At 59.4% G+C, this 3,410-nt stretch carries 3 protein-coding genes; all 3 read right to left on the bottom strand.

Annotated elements, in window-relative coordinates:
• Positions 1 to 78: 78 nt before the first annotated feature.
• From FE811_RS26175 to FE811_RS26165, 3 genes are read right to left on the bottom strand one after another with little or no spacing between them, the layout of a single operon-like run.
• The gene (locus FE811_RS26175; protein WP_140849421.1) at positions 79 to 1,071 is read right to left on the bottom strand and encodes a tyrosine-type recombinase/integrase; all 993 of its coding nucleotides are present in this window, start codon (positions 1,069 to 1,071) and stop codon (positions 79 to 81) included.
• Positions 1,068 to 2,015: a tyrosine-type recombinase/integrase gene (locus tag FE811_RS26170; protein WP_140849419.1), complete on the bottom strand. Its 948-nt coding sequence runs from the start codon at positions 2,013 to 2,015 to the stop codon at positions 1,068 to 1,070. The genes FE811_RS26175 and FE811_RS26170 overlap by 4 nt, the downstream gene beginning before the upstream one ends.
• The gene (locus FE811_RS26165; RefSeq protein ID WP_219848970.1) at positions 2,012 to 3,325 is read right to left on the bottom strand and encodes a site-specific integrase; all 1,314 of its coding nucleotides are present in this window, start codon (positions 3,323 to 3,325) and stop codon (positions 2,012 to 2,014) included. Before FE811_RS26165 ends, FE811_RS26170 begins: the two co-directional genes overlap by 4 nt.
• Positions 3,326 to 3,410: the final 85 nt, after the last annotated feature.

The raw sequence follows: 3,410 nt of genomic DNA, 5'->3' as shown, positions 1-3,410 counted from the left end.
CCGGGATCAGGATTATGCCGCATGGCCAGTGCCCACGCTTTAGAGCGTTGGCCTTGGCCATGCGGTCATTCGGCATATTCAGAGCGACTCGAGGAAGGCCAGCAGCTGATCGTCTGGTCGGTATCGGCTGGATTTGACCCCCGGTGCAGTCACCTGTCGGAGCGCATTTTCCTTTAGACGCATATCCGCGTGGATGTAGATCTGGGTGGTTTCCACGGATTCATGGCCGAGCCAAAGCGCGATGACCGCTTGGTCGACACCGCTATGCAATAGTTCCATCGCGGTGCTGTGGCGGAGCGTGTGCGGTGTAACGCGCTTCCCCTCAAGGCTTGGACAGGTCTGCGCCGCCTTGGCGCAGTATTTTCGGACCAGATGCTCAAGTGCGTCGCGACTGAGACGGTCTCCGCGGATCGAGGGGAACAGCGGACCTTCGCTATCCTTGCGATCACGGATCCAGCCAGCGATCAATCTGGCCGTATCGCGGCGTAAGGGCGTCCGCCGGTCTTTTCGGCCTTTCCCAAGACATTTAACATGGGCACCGGTCCCGAAGACCACGTCGTTGCAGTTCAGATTGACCAACTCTGAAGCCCGCAGCCCAGTTTGGAGAGCGAGCAGCAGCAAAGTGTGATCCCTGCGCCCCACCCAAGTGGCGCGGTCGGGCGAGCCGAGCAATGCGGCGATTTCGTCGGCATCGAGGAACGTCACCGCCTTTTTTTCTTGGCGTTTGTTCGGCATGGCCAGAATGCGTTGGCAGTGATGCAACAACACTGGCTCCGTCATCGCAACATACCGGAAGAAGGACCGGATCGCCGCGAGCCGGGCATTTCGAGACCGGACAGCGTTGCCGCGGGACCCTTCGACATGGATGAGGAAGTTCGCCACCATGTCGGCATCGATATCGCCAACTTCCAGCTTCGTTGGGGCTTTGCCGCTGCAGGCCCCGGCATAGCGGATCAGCAGGCGGAAGGTGTCGCGATACGATGCGATGGTATGACGGCTTGCTTCCATTTGGACGCACAAGCGATCTGTGAAGAAGCGCTGCAGCAAGGCTGGGAATGTCGCGGTCCTCATTGCGACTCCTCCGCCGCAGAACTCTCGCCGATCCGTGCCGAGGCTAGTTCGAGAAGCTCGGGCACGGCCTGAAGGTACCAGTAGGTGTCCCTTGGCCCCTCATGCCCGAGGTAGGTCGTCAGCTTGTGCATTTCGCGCGCAGCATCATGTCCGGCGCGATACCAGCCTGTGATCGTCCGGACGGCAAAAGTGTGCCGAAGATCGTGGATGCGCGGTGGCCTTCCGGGCATGGGCTTGGCCCATGTACCCCGCATGCCGATGCTCTGACAGACACGAACAAAGTTTGCCCGCGCCCAGCAATAATCGGGTCGTTCGCCTTTGCAATTCACGAAGAGCGGTTCCGAGTGTCGTTCGAGCAGTCGATCCCGTTCGGTACAGTAGTTCTTCAGTCTCACCGCGACATCCGGATCGATTGGAAGGATTCGTTCCTTGCCATTCTTGCCGTTCTTTATGTGGAGCAACTGCCTCTCGGAATCGAAGTCTGCCGTGTCGAGCGCCAAGGCCTCTGCAACGCGCATGCCCGTGACAGTGATCAGACCATAGAGCATCGCGCAGGTCAGTCCGCGCAGCCCGTATATCGACGGCAATTCCCGCGCCGCCCCGATGATCTGGGCGAGTTCGGTATCGCTGTAGATGTACGGCGCGGACCGACTGACTCGTCCTGGCACGAACCCCCTCGGTGGAGGATCGTCGTGCCGATCATCCATACCGTGCAGCCATAGAGCAAATTGACGGACCGCGCTGAACCTACTGGCCTTGGTCCCGCTACTGGCAGGTCGCAGTCCATCCATCCATTCGAGCAGAAGCTCTTTTGTGACGAACTCTTTTCCGGCTTTGTCCACGAAGGTGGCAAAGCTGCGCAGGCGCAACTCGTCTGCTTTCAGTTTGGCGCCAAACATCCGGCGGAGATTGAGATATCGATCAAGCTCGGCGTGCAGGGTCATTGCTTTGCCTCCCCTGCGGGCCAAGGTTGGGCAACAGAACGAAGGTTTGCAATGTCGAGCTTCGCATAGATCATCGTCGTCGCGCGCGACTTGTGGCGCAGAACATCGCCCACCTCGTGCAAGGCTACGCCAGAGCGAACCATCCGAGTTGCGAGGCTGTGGCGAAGCACATGCGATCCGAGATACCGGGCAGGCATCTCGATCTTCAGTGCTGCGCAGGCCCGGGCAAGGATTTTGCTGACGATGCGGCTGTCCTTGAACCCGAGATAGGGGGCATAGGACCTGACAAAAAGAACGCGCGTTACGGTCGATGGTCGGGCATCGCGCAGGTAAGCGCTGATTGCGGCGCCGACATCTTCCGGAAGCGGGAGACGGTCACGCCGTTTGCCCTTTCCTCGGACGAGCAGCTCTCCCGCTCGCCAGTCGATGTCATCGATCTCTATCGCCATGACTTCGGGCACACGCAGGCCGAGCCGGGCCATCAGCAGGAACATGGCATAGTCACGAACGCCATAGCTGGACTCTCGCCGGACCCACTCAAGGATGGCCTCGATGTCTGTCGGCGGCAGATACCTGGGAAGTCGGTTGTTCTGGATGCGATGTACCTTCGGCACAGTCGACGACAGATTGGTTACGGTCAGGCCCCGGGCAAACAGGTACTGGAAGAAGCAGCGCAGATGGGATGCCGGCGTCCGCGCCATCGACAGACTCTTCCCCTTCTGGATGTGTTCGAGGAACGCAACGATGTCTTGGTGCCTGATCGACGAAGGGTCAGGCACTGTTTCGCCAAACCGGTGGTCCAAGAAGCGGACGGCATATCGCTTGACATGATAAACTGAACTCGGACTCAGGCCGCGTTGCCCGAGCAGGAAGCCTTCCAGGTCATCCAGCAGCGTGTCCTTTGCAATTTGGGCAGCAGATACAGGTGGCGGAATCGCAACGCCGATGCTGATGAGGTGGAGGACGAACCGTCTGACCAAGTTCGGGATCCGGACCGCGTTCACTCGATCAAATGGAACCTGCCGGGCAAGGCGATCGGCGATTTCCAGCGTCAATGACGTCGGCTCAACACCATGGGCCTCCAGAACCCGGCCAAACCGTCGAAGCTGGAAGCGATAGTTAGACAGCGCCCTACGCTGCATGTGCGTCGACGCGAGGCTCTCCTCGAACGAACTGAAGTAGGTGTCGAGGCAGGTTGGTTGGATTTTCTTGGCCATACGCTCTCTCCATGTTGCTGGCGCAACAAGGATTATGCCGAACGCCTTGGCACGAAACTGAGGGTTCAGGACCATGAAGCCGGTCAGCCGCACCTAATAATCTTTGGCTGGTCTGGCAGTATGCCAAGTCGATGCTTCTCGTCGACTGGAGGGCCATGCGGCATAATCCTGATCCCGG

This window comes from Paracoccus sp. FO-3 (genome assembly GCF_006386455.1).
Classification (GTDB): Bacteria; Pseudomonadota; Alphaproteobacteria; order Rhodobacterales; family Rhodobacteraceae; genus Paracoccus; species Paracoccus versutus.
The sequence above is the reverse complement of the archived record's forward strand: the minus strand, read 5'-3'. Positions and strand labels throughout refer to the sequence as shown.

Bases quoted from the DNA above. Each gene is read 5' to 3' on its own strand.
- FE811_RS26175 (WP_140849421.1), bottom strand. From the start codon at position 1,071: ATGAGGACCGCGACATTCCCAGCCTTGCTGCAGCGCTTCTTCACAGAT.
- FE811_RS26170 (WP_140849419.1), bottom strand. From the start codon at position 2,015: ATGACCCTGCACGCCGAGCTTGATCGATATCTCAATCTCCGCCGGATG.